Genomic DNA, 13,480 nt, shown 5'->3' on the forward strand with positions numbered 1-13,480 from the left:
CTGGGTTGGAGGGACGCAGCGCACTGGGTCACACTCCGAAAACTGGAGCAGCTCAGAAATACACCCCCATATTTAGGAATATCAGCCTGAGTTTCCGCCACATCGGGCAGGTTGGAGGGAAAAACTGCCAACTTTCAGGCACGATGAAAAAAGCTAAGTTATTTTCAACGGTGCTTGTCGTAGGTCACTTTATCCATTCAGGACATCGCGTGTTCGGGGAAGGGGCCGTCGATAAGCCAGCGCTGCCTGGTGAGGCGCGCACTGGTGCGGAAAGGCCATGAACGACGGTGAATATGTCATCCCACGAGGAAGCGAGCGTATCGACGCGCAAAGTCGTAGAAATCGCGCTGATGCGCTTTTCTATCGACGGTTTCGACGAAACCCGGCTTGAGCCCATCGCGCAGGAGTCGGGGATGTCCAAGCGCATGATCCACTACCACTTTGGGGATAAGCGCGGGCTCTACCTGGCTGCGCTCAAGCTGGCTATCGCGCAGCTTCGTCCGGAACCCCAAGACATGGAGCTGGAGTCGACTGTTCCGGTGGAAGGGGTCCGCAAGGTCGTTGAGGTGATCTTCAATCAGATCATGGCTCATCCGCACGCCGTGCGCCTGATGGTGCTGGAGAATCTATTCAACTACGGCGGGCTGAAAGACAGCGCTCCCCTAGCCGACCAATCCGCGGTACTGCTCCAGATGGACAAGCTACTCATGCTCGGGCAAGATGCCGGCGCTTTCCGCCCGGGGATCTCAGCGCTCGATATTTACACGATCATCACGTCCCTGTGCTTCCACCGCACGATCTACCATGCTTCGTTTAGCAACCTCTACAACATGGACCTGCTTGACGACGTCAACCTGGCCGGAAGCCGAAACTTGGCAGTAGACACCGTGCTGGCGTTTCTGACGTCCAACCTCAACTCACAGCACGAGATCAGCTATCTACAGCCACGATCCGATGCGGACGAGGACCGCAGTTCATCCGTGTACGACCTCGATACGGATGTCTTCAGCGAATAACACCGAGGTTCGGTAACGCGACACCCGCGCTGGGCGGTCAGCGCGGGCTAAGTGGCTAGCGCGGGTTAGGCGCTCTTTTCCTCCACGATGAGTTCAGGATCAGCCTCACCGCGCGCCACGTCCGCGGTAATGACCACTTCTTGTAAGTCATCCCGGTCGGGGATGTCGTACATGATCGGCACGAGAATCTCTTCCATGATGGAACGCAACCCGCGCGCGCCCGTCTTGCGTTCCAGTGCCAGATCGGCGATAGCGTCCAAGGCGTCCGGGGTGAAGCGCAAGGAAACACCATCCATCTCAAAGAGGCGTTCGTACTGCTTGACCAGCGAGTTGCGTGGCTCGGTGAGCACTCGGACCAGGGAAGCCTGGTCAAGATTGGTCACCGTAGCAACCACCGGCAGGCGACCAATAAATTCTGGAATCAGACCGAACTTGACCAAGTCTTCTGGGCGCACCTCGGAGAAGATGTCCACTAGGTCGCGCTCGGCAACCGAGCTCACCTCAGCGCCGAATCCCAGCCCTTTCTTACCGCGACGAGCCTCAATGACCTGCTCAAGCCCGGCGAAAGCGCCCGCCACGATGAACAAGATATTGGAGGTATCCAACTGGATGAATTCTTGATTAGGGTGCTTGCGCCCGCCCTGCGGTGGGACCGCAGCCACCGTTCCCTCCAGGATCTTCAACAATGCCTGCTGCACGCCTTCACCCGATACGTCGCGGGTAATCGAAGGGTTCTCCGACTTCCGCGAGATCTTATCAACCTCATCGATGTAGATGATGCCACGCTGGGCGCGGGCCACATCGAAATCTGCTGCTTGCAGCAGCTTCAACAGGATGTTTTCCACATCTTCACCGACGTAGCCTGCCTCCGTGAGTGAGGTGGCGTCGGCGATGGCGAAGGGGACGTCGAGAAGCTTGGCGAGCGTCTGCGCCAAGTAGGTTTTTCCGGATCCGGTCGGCCCGAGCATGAGGATGTTCGACTTGGCGAGCTCAACGTCATCATCACGCTTACGGCCCAGCTGACGAGTTTCCTCCGCGCGAATGCGCTTGTAGTGGTTGTAGACCGCAACCGCGAGCGTGCGCTTTGCGCGATCCTGCCCGATCACGTACTTATCGAGAAACGCCGAAATCTCCTTCGGCCGTGGCAACTTAGCCTCTTCACGTTCCTCGTTGGCGGCCGTGTTGAGTTCTTCTTCGATGATCTCATTGCACAGCTCGATGCATTCATCACAGATATACACACCGCCACCGGCGATGAGCTTCTTCACCTGCTTCTGACTCTTGCCACAAAACGAGCATTTCAGCAGGTCAGCGCTTTCTTGCATGCGTGCCATTAGTGTTTCGTATCTCGCAATCTTGACGTGTCGAAGGCCGGACTAGATGCCTTACCTTACCGCATTCGGTTCGTTGCTTGGTTGCGCACCGCCGAGCGCCTAGCCTATCGACGCCCGGACCTTATTCGCTCGTTCCAACGCTATCCTAGAGGCCACTATTCCCCATTCCACAGAGAGGTTTTCACTCACAATGACTCGCTTACATTCCGTCACTTACGGCCCATCTGAGGGAATCCCACTTGTGTTCGTGGGCTCGCTCGGCTCCAGCGTCAAGATGTGGCTACACCAGCTGGACCACTTTGCTGCGACGCGTCCGGTTATCGCAATCGACTTGCCCGGCCACGGCCACTCGGACGTCATTGCTGGCTCGCCGAGCATGGCGGATTTTGCCGAAGCGGTGCTGAAGGCCGCACCGCAAGGACAGTTCGACCTCGTCGGATTATCGCTCGGCGGGGCAATTGCCCAGCATATTGCGTTGCATTACCCGGATCGCGTTCACCGCTTGGCTTTGGTTTCTACGGCCGCTGTCTTCGGTGAGCCGGAGGCGTGGGTGCACAAGGCTGCAGACGTGCGCGCAGGCAAACTTGATCAATTCTCCCACGGCACTCTCGAACGCTGGTTCTCCCCCGGTTGGCGCGAGTCGCATCCTGCTTCACTTGAATACTGGCGCTCGATGGTCGCTCGCACGGACGCCGAAGGTTACGCGTCAGCATGCATGGCGTTGTCCACGTTTAATTCCCGCGCGGAACTGCCAGGATTGTCGGTGCCTACCCTGGTGGTCGCCGGCATCCAGGACACGTCCACCCCACCGGAGGTTGTGCGTGAGCTCGCTGAACTCATCCCGGGCGCCCACTATGTGGAGCTCGATCCTGCAGCACACCTACTCAACGTCGAGCGAGCGGAGGATTTCAATTCACTTCTGGCAGATTTCCTTGACCAGAAGAGCTAAGAGGCACTATTCACCGAAGCCGATTGCCTTCGAGATGGCCAGAATCCGCACGAAGCGAGCCATCTTGAAGACAATCGGCGAGCTGGAACAAGTAAAGAACTAGCCGTTCAGCTTGCGGTAATCGAAGACCTGGTCAATGATCCCGTACTCGACTGCTTCCGCAGCGGTAAGAATCTTGTCACGGTCGGTATCGATCCGGATCTGCTCCGCAGTCTTTCCGGTGTGGTGAGCTAACGTGGATTCCATCAGGGAACGCATGCGTTCGATCTCACGGGCCTGGATCTCGAGGTCCGAAACCTGGCCCTGGACGCCACCGGTCGCCGGCTGGTGGATCAGAACACGAGCGTTTGGCAGAGCTGCACGCTTACCTGGGGCACCCGCCGCGAGGAGCACGGCAGCAGCCGACGCGGCCTGACCGAGGCAAACGGTCTGGACGTCCGGACGGACGTACTGCATCGTGTCGTAAATCGCCATCAACGAGGTAAACGAGCCACCTGGCGAGTTGATGTACATCGTGATGTCGCGGTCCGGGTCCATGCCTTCAAGAACCAGCAGCTGAGCCATGATGTCGTTGGCGGTAACATCGTCAACCTGGTTTGCCAGGAAGATAATGCGCTCTTCAAAGAGCTTGTTGTATGGGTCCGTTGTCTTCGTGCCGTAAGCGGACTGCTCTACGAACTGTGGAAGGACGTAACGGGAAGTAGGCATCTGCATGAGAGGTGTAGTCCTTCCTAGTTGGTGATCTCGCCGTGCTTGGCGTGCTCGATGACGTGGTCGACGAAGCCGTATTCCTTCGCCTGCTGGGCGGTGAACCACCGGTCGCGGTCAGAGTCCTTGGTGATCTGCTCAAAGGACTGGCCGGTGTGCTCCGCAATAAGTTCAGCCATTTCGCGCTTGGTATGCGCGAACTGCTCTGCCTGGATTGCGATGTCAGAAGCCGTACCACCGACACCTGCGGATGGCTGGTGCATCATGATGCGGGCGTGTGGCAGCGCGTAGCGCTTGCCCTTCGTGCCAGCGGACAGCAGAAACTGACCCATGGAAGCTGCCAGACCCATGCCATAGGTAGCGATGTCGCACGGCGAGTACTTCATCGTGTCGTAGATAGCCATACCTGCGGTGACCGAGCCGCCTGGCGAGTTGATGTAAAGGGAAATATCGCGAGTTGGATCCTCTGCAGAAAGCAGCAAGATCTGGGCGCAAAGTTTGTTGGCGATGTCATCGTCAACCTGGGTGCCCAAGAAAATGATGCGCTCACGCAGGAGGCGCTCGTAGACCGAGTCGCTCAAGTTCATTCCATTTGGAGAGGTCATGTATTCCTACCCTACTAATCGTCGAATGTTGATTCACCCAATCTAACGCACTTCGGGCAGCAATCATGCCCGTGTTCGCTCACAGCGTTGGCAAGATGGACGTCTCCGGACACCGGGCGTCGATAATCGGGCCCCCACCCGGACGGGGTGAAACTAAAACTTATGGTGTCATGATTTGGCGTCTCAAGATATTTCGGCAAGCTGCAGAACGTAAACTGGAAATTGTGCCCTTCGCTAATTTGCCCTCAACCCCTGCTCGCGCCCGGAAACGGCTGCTTGAGTCGGGTTTAGGGCAATGCGTTGGACCGTTTGGTCGACGCGCGAATTTAGCGACGGCGGCAGCCCACGCTGAGATCCCGTTGCCTGTGGCGGAATCCATTTTTGGCGACGAGGCTGGATTTTCAGATGCGCTGCGCCAGCAGGTGCTCGATGTTTTCTATGGTTTCGTACACCCGCAGCTCAACGGGACGGATCCGGAAGATGGGCTCACCAAACGAATTCGGGCAATCGCTCTTGGTTTTCTCCGCTTCGCGATCTCCGAACCAGTGCATATGGGCGCCTATTTCAACGTCTTCAATACCCATCGGCTCCCGGACTCATGGGACTGCAACCTGGGTGACTTCGGCTTGGACCCGCTGCTCAAACTCGTCTTAATCGAAATACAGCGCGACATGGCGCGTCATTCCACAATCGACGACGAGGATCGGCGCAACTGGGTTTGGCTCACCCAATCGCTGTCGATCTATTCCGGGATGATCGGAATGGTTCACTTGAGTACGTTTGGCATTACTCGCCACTTGAGTGATGCCGCCAAGAACCAACTCATGCGGGCTGTCGTCAATCATGTTGTCATCGCGACTGAGGTCACTCGCAACGAGGGGCTCGAACTAGACATCAAACCCGATGGCTTTCTGCCCTCCTCCCCACCCGCAGTTCAAGGTGGCAAGGGCCCCGAGGCTACTTACGCAGCCATCATGTCCTCCGCCATCGCTTGCATCGGACAGCAGTGGGTGGAGGAAGTCACCTTGGATGAGGTCCTGCAGGGCACACCGATCACCCGTACCGAAGCGGTAGCGCTTCTCGACGCCGAAAAGTCCCTCACTCGTCAAGTTGAGGAATACCTTGACCTTGCCACCGCAGAGCATATGCAGGCGATGATGGCGGAGCTTCCTGCTGATTCTTTACCAGTGAACCTCACGAAGGCTGTTGGGTTCGCTTACGTGGAGACGGCGATGGATAACCCCGTTGCTTTTGATGTCCACATTTGGGTCTCGTCTCGCTCGATTGTGCCCGCGTCCTTTGACAACGGCGACGAGAATTTCGAGATGGGCGCATCCTTTTCCATGTTGCAGGACTTGGTCCGCGCGAGTATCGCTTTGGGTGGTGGCGAACGAGACTCGTGGCCATTATTCGAGCAGACCATGAATTTGTGGATGAACGCCCATGGCTTGGCCAAAAGCTTTGCTAACGGCCCGCTGAGCCAACTACCCATCGAGCAGCGGCGCCAGCTAGCTGTTCCAGTGATCGGTGCGACGATCGGGGGTATGGTCACCCAACTCGGGCTGCATCTACCTGGGGTATCCGACGTTTTGGTGGTTGCCGAACGGCCGTAGTTCTTTACAGACCCCAACACAAAAAGGGCGACCCCACCAAAGTGATGGGATCGCCCTTCGCGTTTTTGAATTACTCGGCTTCGGTTTCCGTAGCCTCTTCTTCGATGCCGAAGTACTCGGAGGCATCGATGTTGTTGCCGTCGGTGTCGGTTACGGTGACCTTGCAGATTGCCGACGCAAGCGCCTTGCCGCGACGTACATCGGCCCACAGGTTCGCAATCTGGCCGGACTGGCTCAGCTGAGAAACGAACTGGTTTGGATCCATGCCGTAAGACTGTGCGGTGAACAGAATGTGGTCGGACAGCTCCTGCTGGGATACCTCTGGGTTCTCTTCCTCAGCGAGGACGTCCAGGAACAGCTGGGTACGCACTGCCTGCTCAGCGTTTTCGCGGGAATCCTTATCGAACTCCTCGCGGGAAGTGCCCTGTGCCTGCAGCAAGGACTCGAAGATCTTCTCGTCGCCACCAAACTGGCCGAGCAGCTGCTGAAGCTGGCCCTGGACCTGCTCTTCAACGATGCTCTGTGGAAGTGCGAATTCCGACTTGTCGAGGGCTTCCTTCAGCACCGCGTCGCGAATTGCAGAAGCCTGCTGTGCCTTTGCGTTCTCCTCGACCTGCTTTGCCAGGGACTCACGCAGCTCTTCGATGGTGTCGAACTCGGAAGCCATCTGAGCGAACTCATCGTCAGCTTCTGGGAGTTCACGCAGCTTCGTGGCGGTGATTTCTGCCTTGATGTTGCCCTTGTCGCCGGAAGGGAGGGTGGTTTCGAATTCCACGGTCTCGCCGTTCTTGGCGCCGAGAAGGGCGTCGTCCAGGCCGTCGATAAGCTCACTGCCACCGATCTGGTGGTTGAGGCCCTCGGTGCCGAGGTCCTCAATGGTCTCGCCGTCTGCGTCAGTTGCGGTGATGTTCAGCGTGACGAACTCACCCTTCTTCAGCTTGTGGTTGTGGTCCTTCAGTGTGCCGAAGCGCTCGCGGAGGTGATCGAGCTCGTGATCAACGGCATCGTCGCCCACCTGCAAAGGCTCGACCTCGACCTTGAACTCGGAGAAATCCGGGAGGGTGATCTCTGGGCGAACATCAACGTCAGCGGTGAACTCGACGAGCTCGCCGTCCTCCAACTTGGTGATATCGATGACTGGCTGCCCAATAACCTTCAGCTCATGCTCATCGACAGCCTGGGAGTAGCGAGAAGGCAGCATGTCATTGACGACCTGCTCGAGAACTGGGCCGCGGCCAATGCGCGCCTCCAAAAGCTGGCGTGGCGCCTTCCCCTTACGGAAACCCGGAATGGAAACTTGCTGAGACAAAGCCTGGTATGCCTGATCGAACTCTGGCTTGAGTTCATCAAAAGGAACCTCAACGGTGATCTTGACGCGGGTGTCATTCAGCTGTTCTACGGAACTCTTCACGAGTAATTCTCCTGGGGTGTTCAAGTGACTATTTGCCCAACACTCTACCTGTGTCGATTTTTGACGCTCGGCAAGAGGGGGCCTTAACGCGCTTATCGACGACCAGTTGCCAGATCGGGGATCAATCGAAATACAAAAAATGAGGTATCACCAGAAGGTGATACCTCATTCACTTGTCGGGGCGACAGGATTTGAACCTGCGACCCTCTGCTCCCAAAGCAGATGCGCTACCAAGCTGCGCCACGCCCCGATGTACTGCTGTGCGGTACGAAAAAGAACTCTACATTGAGAACTCACATAAACGCAAAACAGGACGTAGATCGCACTTTTTCCAACACGGCGAGGTGCTGGGGCGATCTGTGACGCTTAGGGGCGGGGCGCCATTGCGGTGACTCAAAGACAGATGGGCGAAGCGATGAATCATGCTGATTTGATAACTGTTCTCCGCGAGGAATGCCGGAGGAGTCAGCTGTTTACTCATCCCGAGTCGCGATGCACGTCGTGAGCCGGAGCCTCCTTCAAGATGCGCCCGGTCTCGAGATGGCTGCTGCAGAATTGTCATGACGGGCAAGCTTCACACGTGCTAATCAGTACTTCCGTGGTAGTACTCCTGCCCAGAATGGCGAAAAAGGCCCGAAAATTGGGCTGCTGCGTAGGAGTACTACTTCGGAAGTACGACCTGGCATATGTGCAGCCCTAAATTTCGGTCGAAAGCCGGTCCCAGCCAACACCACCATCTGGATAGGGCAAAACACCAACTAGATACAAAACTGGGTTAAGTAAAGAGAAGTGTGTCTCTGATGCGTGTTTTCCGCAGCGTAGTGGCCCTAAACTCGGTTGTTATTGTTCGTTGGGAGCCGTAGCTCGCTCGATGTCGTCGCTTCGGTGTAGTCGGACTACCGCTGCGGGATTATATTCATTAAAAAACGCTGCTCTACGTAGTCGGACTACGCCGAAGCGACGACATAGCACTTGTGCAGCACACCCGCACGGCCAGCGACACACCGACGAAACACACTGTTCTTTACTTAACCCACAAAACTACCCAGCCAGATCAACGCGACAAACAACAAAAGCCTCGAAGCACAACCGTGCTCGAGGCTTTAAAATTGGAGGGAATGACGGGAATCGAACCCGCGTCACCAGCTTGGAAGGCTGGGGTAATAGCCACTATACGACATTCCCATTCGCAAATTGCTTATGCAACTATAGCGCAGATCATTCATTGGGCCAAAACTGCCGGTAGATCAATTTTGAAACCAGCGACCCGTTGCTGCCCATTCATGTATATCCACGACAGGCGCCAGTTATTAAATACCAAATGAATCCGTTCTGTTATCTAAATGTGTCATTTTTGATGCAAGATTCGAAGATGTGGCCACTAAAATCGGAGGTCATGCAACCGAAAATCATCGACGCCGATTCCGGTCACGAACTATGGACTGCCACCGAATGCGCAACGTTCTCGGAAACAGCCCGGGGCACGTTTACTAGTTACGCTGGGCGAGGCCGGGCACCGAAACCCGTCGCGAAGCTGCACGGCCTGACTTTGTGGGACTGTGAAGACGTCAAAAACTGGAGCGCCGAGCGTAAAGCCAACAAGTCGGGGCAAGATTAGCCCGGCGAAAACACACCGTTTGTTTGGAGAAGGAACTTTTCCTTCTCCTTTGTCGTTTTGAAGGTGTTGAACTATCCACTCTAAAACCGGGAGCCACACTCGATGATCGGCCTAGTCCTCATTTTCCTCGCCATAGGCCTTGGCGTTTTTGCTATCAACAAGCTGTCTGCGGGCAACTCAAAGAAGCAACAAGCGGCTCAGTTTGCGGACGCGATCGCTGACGCTCGCCGCTGGAATGAACGCCTCGGCTCCCAGGTTCTGAGCCTCGCCGGCTCCGACCAGGCCTCCTCACAAGCGCTTGCCGACGCCTCCGAACGCTTCAACGCTTCATCCTCCCAGCTGAGCACCGCTCAGACTGTGAAGCAGGCCGAACTCGCCCGCGAGTCGGCACTCGAAGGCCTGCATTACGTTAATGCCGCGCGGGAAATCATGGGGATGCCAGCAGGTCCTGAGCTGCCTCCACTCGAAGGCCAACGCGCGGCCGGCAAAGTCACTGAGCAGCGCACAATCGAGTTTGAGGGTAAGCAAATCACCGCTTCCCCACAGGCAACTCCTTATGCCAACCACTACTACCCTGGCGGCATGGTGGCGGGCCGCCCCGTTCCCGCTGGCTGGTACTCCGAGCCGTGGTGGGCATCGGCACTGCGTTCCGGCCTGTGGACAGCCTCCAGCGTGATGATGTTCTCGATGATGTTCAACGGCATGTCCGGCGTCGGCTACAGTGCCCAAGCCTTCGAAAATGGCTACGGAGACGGGTACCAAGATGGCCTGGAGGCCGCTGGTGGCGATGCTGCCGGTATCGAAGGCGGCGATGTGGGAACTGGCGAAGTCGACGGTGGCGATGGTGGCCTCTTCGATTTCGGTGGCGACTTCGGTGGCGGAGACTTCGACCTCGGCGGATTCGACTTCTAAGCCCTCACCGATACGACAAGACCCCATGCCCTGGATCTAGGGCATGGGGTCAAGCTTTGCTAAAAATGTCTACTCTGCCGGTAGTGCAGGAGCGATGCCGGTCTTTTCGTAATCGGCAAGGATATCGATGCGACGCTGGTGACGTTCCGCACCAGACCATTCCTGATCCAAGAAGGCGTCGACAATAGCCAGCGCTTCTTCTTTCGAATGCATACGGCCTCCGAGACCGATGAGCTGTGCATTGTTGTGCTCGCGAGCTAGTCGAGCAGTTTCCGGCGACCAGGCCAGCGCGCAGCGCGCACCCTTGACCTTGTTGGCGGCGATCTGCTCACCATTGCCGGAGCCACCTAGCACGATCCCTAGCGAACCCGGATCGTTGACGGTGCGAGACGCAGCCTCAATGCAGAAGGCAGGGTAATCGTCGTCGGCATCGTACGTGTGAGCACCGCAGTCGATAACTTCGTGTCCATTGGCTTTGAGGTGCTCGGCAATAACGTTCTTCATTTCGAACCCAGCATGGTCCGCTCCAAGATATACGCGCATGGCTCCCAGTCTAGCCGACGTCGAAAAGTTGGCATTAGTCACAAAATCAAACTTTAGTTGGACTCCGTACCCCACCCCTCGCTAACGTGAGCTTCATCAGCAAACAAAGGAAGTAGTTAGCTATGTCACATGCGCCAGTCGTGCGCACCGTTCGGCACGACATCAATACGAAGCCGTTCATCGTGATTTGGGAGGTAACCCGGGCGTGCGCCCTGGTCTGCAAGCACTGTCGCGCAGATGCCCAGCACAAGCCGCACCCCAACCAGCTCAGCACCGAACAAGGCAAGGCCCTGCTTGCCAACTTGGCAGCCTACGACAAGCCCAAACCACTGGTCGTACTCACAGGTGGTGACCCGTTCGAGCGTGATGATCTCGTGGAACTCACCCAATACGGCACAGAGCTCGGCCTGAACATTTCCCTCTCCCCCTCGGTGACACCTCGGCTCACTCCAGAGCGCATCCACGCCCTGCGGGAAGCAGGTGGAAAGGCCATGTCGATGTCGCTGGACGGCGCAACCGCAGCAACCCACGACGCCTTCCGTGGTTTTTCCGGGACGTTTGATCAAACGCTAGCCACCGCACCGATCATTAACGAGGCTGGATACCGCCTCCAGATCAACTCCACGCTCACCAAAACAAACATCCACGAGGCCCCGTCCCTACTCAAAACGGTCATCGAAATGGGTGCGAAAATGTGGTACGTGTTCTTTCTCGTCCCTACCGGGCGCGGGGCGGCCCTCAACGCCCTCGACCCGCAGGAGCGCGAAGACGTGTTGCATTGGCTTGCCGACGTCTCCGACCGTATCGCCATCAAGACGACAGAAGCACCGCAATACCGACGCGTCGTCATCCAGAACCAAAATGGGGTTGCTTACGAAGGTAGTCCGCTCTACCACGAGTTGACGGCCAAAACGACCGAATTATTAGGCGAACGCCCGGCGCGTCCCCGCCCGCCACGTGCACCAATGGCGGTGAATTCGGGTTCAGGGTTCGCGTTCATTGACCACGTGGGCGATGTCTACCCCAACGGTTTCCTACCACTGCACTGCGGAAACGTCACTAAGCAGGACTTCCACGACATCTATACACATTCGCCTGTCTTTAAGCTGCTGCGCGATCCCGATCACTGGCACGGAAAGTGTTCGGTGTGCGAATTCCACGATGTTTGTGGCGGTTCTCGGTCCACCGCGTACGCTCTCACCGGCGACATCAGCGCGTCCGACCCCACCTGTGTGTATGTTCCACCTGCTTGGAGCGGAACCGAAACAACTGGGACAGCTCGCACTGTGGAGATTCCGCTCTCCTCGCCGCGGTCTGCGGAGGCGACTGCGGCCACCCAATAGCAGATGCGCTAATATGAGCTTCTTCCCTGCCCCATCAGCAGCCATGTGAGGAGCTCATCAGCGTGCGTCGCACCGTTATTTCCCTGCTCACCGTCGTTTCGGTAACCCTAGTGGGAGGCACGCAGGCCTGCGCCAGCGCCCTGAGTTCGCAGGGCACTATCCCTGCCAGCGTCGGCACTGGCGACGCCCCTGGCATCACTCCTAGCGCCAGCCCGGCGTCGCAAAGCATGGCGGCACTCAATGCTTTGCCTGTGAAGGGTCGGGCGCCGAAAACCGGTTACAGCCGCGAGAAGTTTGGGCAGGCGTGGAGCGACGACGTTGTGGTGGAGTTTGGGCACAACGGTTGCGATACTCGCAACGATATTTTGCGCCGCGATCTGACTGGCACCATCCTGAAGGAGGGCACGCGCGGGTGCGTGGTGCTCAGCGGCATCCTGCATGACCCGTACACCGCCACCGAGATCGCTTTTACCCGCGGAAAGGCCACGTCCAGCGCCGTTCAAATTGACCATGTGGTCGCGCTTTCCAATGCGTGGCAGACCGGAGCACAGCAGCTGAGCGACGACCAACGCCGAAACCTGGCCAACGATCCACTCAATCTACTAGCAGTCGACGGGGCTGCCAACCAACAGAAGGGCGACAGAGATGCCGCCACGTGGCTCCCTCGCAATAAGGCGTTTAGATGCACTTACGTAAGCCGCCAGGTCGAGGTGAAAACCAAGTACCAGCTGTGGGTCACTGCACCAGAAAAGGAAGCTATCGGCCGGATTCTGGCACAGTGCCCGTAAAAGTTACCTAGTCGAACTTCGGCGACTCGGTACGGCTGCGCTTGATTTCGAAGAAAGAAGGGAAACTTGCCAGCCCGACGGCGTGGTCAAAGATTCGACCGGCTTCCTCGCCACGTGGGATTCGAGTAAGCACCGGGCCAAAGAAAGCGGTATCCCCAAATTTCAGGACCGGTGTTCCGACATCGTCGCCCACCTCAGCCATGGCGCTGCCGTGGAACTCACGCAGCGCGTCATCCCACTCAGTAGTGTTAGCAACTTCAGCTAACTCTGCAGGTAGCCCAACTTCAGCGAGCGCTGCTGGGATGAGATCGTCATAGCCACCAAAGCCGGAACGTCCGCCGTTTCCACCAGGATGGATAGCGGTTCCCAGTGCAGTGTAGAGCGCATCGACTTTGTCTGGATGTTCGGTGGCGACAGCCGCGAACACGCGCGCGGGACCCCAGTTCGCTTCCATCTTCTTCATGTAGTTGGGGTCGAGGTCACGGCCGTCGTTGAGCACAGCCAGCGACATAGGTACCCATTGCACCTCCACGTCACGAACTTGCTCGACCTCTTTGATCCATCGTGAGGTGACCCAGCAAAATGGGCAGGACACGTCGAACCAGAACTTAACCTTTTCCACGCGGTACTCCTTAAGGTA

Annotated in this window: 13 protein-coding genes and 2 tRNA genes; 7 read left to right on the forward strand and 8 right to left on the reverse strand. The window is 57.3% G+C overall.

Annotated elements, in window-relative coordinates; genetic code table 11:
- The first annotated feature begins 293 nt into the window (after positions 1–293).
- Positions 294–1,016 (forward strand): TetR/AcrR family transcriptional regulator, encoded by a 723-nt coding sequence (locus CEPID_RS09410; RefSeq protein ID WP_047240760.1) that lies wholly within the window; start codon positions 294–296, stop codon positions 1,014–1,016.
- A gap of 65 nt (positions 1,017–1,081) precedes the next feature.
- Here the strand turns inward: CEPID_RS09410 and clpX are convergent, their stop codons facing one another.
- Positions 1,082–2,350 (reverse strand): ATP-dependent Clp protease ATP-binding subunit ClpX, encoded by a 1,269-nt coding sequence (gene clpX, locus CEPID_RS09415; protein WP_047240761.1) that lies wholly within the window; start codon positions 2,348–2,350, stop codon positions 1,082–1,084.
- A 190-nt stretch (positions 2,351–2,540) separates the two neighbouring features.
- Between clpX and CEPID_RS09420 the strand changes: the two genes are divergently transcribed.
- A complete protein-coding gene (locus CEPID_RS09420) occupies positions 2,541–3,299 on the forward strand; it encodes an alpha/beta fold hydrolase (RefSeq protein WP_047240762.1) in 759 nt (252 codons plus the stop codon).
- 99 nt (positions 3,300–3,398) lie between these two features.
- Here CEPID_RS09420 and CEPID_RS09425 read toward each other — a convergent pair whose 3' ends face one another.
- Both CEPID_RS09425 and CEPID_RS09430 read right to left on the reverse strand, forming a co-directional pair.
- Positions 3,399–4,013 carry an ATP-dependent Clp protease proteolytic subunit gene (locus CEPID_RS09425; protein ID WP_047240763.1) on the reverse strand — a complete coding sequence of 205 codons (615 nt, stop codon included), beginning with the start codon at positions 4,011–4,013 and terminating at the stop codon, positions 3,399–3,401.
- A gap of 17 nt (positions 4,014–4,030) precedes the next feature.
- The gene (locus CEPID_RS09430) at positions 4,031–4,612 is read right to left on the reverse strand and encodes an ATP-dependent Clp protease proteolytic subunit (RefSeq protein WP_047240764.1); all 582 of its coding nucleotides are present in this window, start codon (positions 4,610–4,612) and stop codon (positions 4,031–4,033) included.
- Between the two features lie 224 nt (positions 4,613–4,836).
- Between CEPID_RS09430 and CEPID_RS09435 the strand changes: the two genes are divergently transcribed.
- Positions 4,837–6,225 carry a hypothetical protein gene (locus CEPID_RS09435; RefSeq protein WP_144413506.1) on the forward strand — a complete coding sequence of 463 codons (1,389 nt, stop codon included), beginning with the start codon at positions 4,837–4,839 and terminating at the stop codon, positions 6,223–6,225.
- Positions 6,226–6,295: 70 nt separating this feature from the next.
- On the opposite strand, the gene tig is transcribed toward CEPID_RS09435, so the two are convergent.
- The 3 genes from tig to CEPID_RS09450 all read right to left on the reverse strand — a co-directional run bounded on the left by tig (position 6,296) and on the right by CEPID_RS09450 (position 8,821).
- Complete coding sequence (gene tig / locus CEPID_RS09440) at positions 6,296–7,636, reverse strand: trigger factor (RefSeq protein WP_047240766.1); 1,341 nt, start codon at positions 7,634–7,636, stop codon at positions 6,296–6,298.
- 176 nt (positions 7,637–7,812) lie between these two features.
- Positions 7,813–7,886: transfer RNA gene (locus CEPID_RS09445), tRNA-Pro, on the reverse strand.
- Between the two features lie 860 nt (positions 7,887–8,746).
- A tRNA-Gly gene (locus tag CEPID_RS09450) sits at positions 8,747–8,821 on the reverse strand.
- 211 nt (positions 8,822–9,032) lie between these two features.
- Between CEPID_RS09450 and CEPID_RS09455 the strand changes: the two genes are divergently transcribed.
- A complete protein-coding gene (locus tag CEPID_RS09455; RefSeq protein ID WP_047241477.1) occupies positions 9,033–9,254 on the forward strand; it encodes a hypothetical protein in 222 nt (73 codons plus the stop codon).
- Positions 9,255–9,356: 102 nt separating this feature from the next.
- Positions 9,357–10,166 carry a hypothetical protein gene (locus CEPID_RS09460; RefSeq protein ID WP_047240767.1) on the forward strand — a complete coding sequence of 270 codons (810 nt, stop codon included), beginning with the start codon at positions 9,357–9,359 and terminating at the stop codon, positions 10,164–10,166.
- Positions 10,167–10,235: 69 nt separating this feature from the next.
- Here CEPID_RS09460 and CEPID_RS09465 read toward each other — a convergent pair whose 3' ends face one another.
- Positions 10,236–10,709, reverse strand: a complete 474-nt coding sequence (locus tag CEPID_RS09465; protein ID WP_047240768.1) for a ribose-5-phosphate isomerase — start codon at positions 10,707–10,709, stop codon at positions 10,236–10,238.
- A gap of 122 nt (positions 10,710–10,831) precedes the next feature.
- Here CEPID_RS09465 and CEPID_RS09470 point away from each other — a divergent pair, with 122 nt between their 5' ends.
- Together CEPID_RS09470 and CEPID_RS09475 are read left to right on the forward strand one after the other, a co-directional pair.
- Positions 10,832–12,052 carry a TIGR04053 family radical SAM/SPASM domain-containing protein gene (locus CEPID_RS09470; protein WP_047240769.1) on the forward strand — a complete coding sequence of 407 codons (1,221 nt, stop codon included), beginning with the start codon at positions 10,832–10,834 and terminating at the stop codon, positions 12,050–12,052.
- Between the two features lie 62 nt (positions 12,053–12,114).
- Positions 12,115–12,840, forward strand: a complete 726-nt coding sequence (locus CEPID_RS09475) for an HNH endonuclease family protein (protein ID WP_047240770.1) — start codon at positions 12,115–12,117, stop codon at positions 12,838–12,840.
- Between the two features lie 7 nt (positions 12,841–12,847).
- Here the strand turns inward: CEPID_RS09475 and CEPID_RS09480 are convergent, their stop codons facing one another.
- Positions 12,848–13,462 (reverse strand): mycothiol-dependent nitroreductase Rv2466c family protein, encoded by a 615-nt coding sequence (locus CEPID_RS09480; RefSeq protein ID WP_047240771.1) that lies wholly within the window; start codon positions 13,460–13,462, stop codon positions 12,848–12,850.
- Positions 13,463–13,480 lie beyond the last annotated feature (18 nt).

It is taken from the genome of Corynebacterium epidermidicanis, assembly GCF_001021025.1.
Lineage (GTDB): Bacteria > Actinomycetota > Actinomycetes > Mycobacteriales > Mycobacteriaceae > Corynebacterium > Corynebacterium epidermidicanis.

Bases quoted from the DNA above. Each gene is read 5' to 3' on its own strand.
- CEPID_RS09410 (WP_047240760.1), top strand. From the start codon at position 294: ATGTCATCCCACGAGGAAGCGAGCGTATCGACGCGCAAAGTCGTAGAA.
- clpX (WP_047240761.1), bottom strand. From the start codon at position 2,350: ATGGCACGCATGCAAGAAAGCGCTGACCTGCTGAAATGCTCGTTTTGT.
- CEPID_RS09420 (WP_047240762.1), top strand. From the start codon at position 2,541: ATGACTCGCTTACATTCCGTCACTTACGGCCCATCTGAGGGAATCCCA.
- CEPID_RS09425 (WP_047240763.1), bottom strand. From the start codon at position 4,013: ATGCAGATGCCTACTTCCCGTTACGTCCTTCCACAGTTCGTAGAGCAG.
- CEPID_RS09430 (WP_047240764.1), bottom strand. From the start codon at position 4,612: ATGACCTCTCCAAATGGAATGAACTTGAGCGACTCGGTCTACGAGCGC.
- CEPID_RS09455 (WP_047241477.1), top strand. From the start codon at position 9,033: ATGCAACCGAAAATCATCGACGCCGATTCCGGTCACGAACTATGGACT.
- CEPID_RS09460 (WP_047240767.1), top strand. From the start codon at position 9,357: ATGATCGGCCTAGTCCTCATTTTCCTCGCCATAGGCCTTGGCGTTTTT.
- CEPID_RS09465 (WP_047240768.1), bottom strand. From the start codon at position 10,709: ATGCGCGTATATCTTGGAGCGGACCATGCTGGGTTCGAAATGAAGAAC.
- CEPID_RS09470 (WP_047240769.1), top strand. From the start codon at position 10,832: ATGTCACATGCGCCAGTCGTGCGCACCGTTCGGCACGACATCAATACG.